Below are 419 nucleotides of genomic sequence, written 5' to 3'. Positions count from 1 at the left end.
AGGAAGCCGACGAGGTGCTCGGCGTGATGCGCGAGCTGGCCAGCGCGCGCGTGCTGACGGTGCTGATGATCACCCACAAGTTTCGCGAGGGGCTCGATTTCGCCGACGCGGTGACGGTGCTGCGCAAGGGCCGCGCGGTGGCGCAGGCGAACGTGGCCGATACCAGCCGCGACGAGCTGGCGGCCTGGATGATGGGCGTGGAGACGGCGGCAAGGGACGCGGCCGATGACGCGACCACGAATGCGACGAATGCGACGAATACGACGACGAGCGCATCGGCGAGCGCGGCGAAAAACGCGGCAACGAGCGCAACGATGATCGCGACGACAGGCGCCGTGACGAGCGCGACCTCCAGCCCCGCCGCATCCCTGCCCGACACGACACTCGCGGCGCGCGCCACGCGCCGCCCCTGCCCCGCC

Annotated in this window: 1 pseudogene; it reads left to right on the top strand. The window is 71.1% G+C overall.

What is annotated here, in order from left to right:
• Window positions 1–419 (top strand): annotated as a pseudogene (locus HWX25_RS33675) (ABC transporter ATP-binding protein); the annotation flags it as partial.

The organism is Burkholderia sp. BCC1640, from assembly GCF_902833125.1.
Lineage (GTDB): Bacteria > Pseudomonadota > Gammaproteobacteria > Burkholderiales > Burkholderiaceae > Burkholderia > Burkholderia diffusa.
Note: the sequence above shows the minus strand (reverse complement) of the source record. Positions and strands in the feature narration are given on the sequence as shown.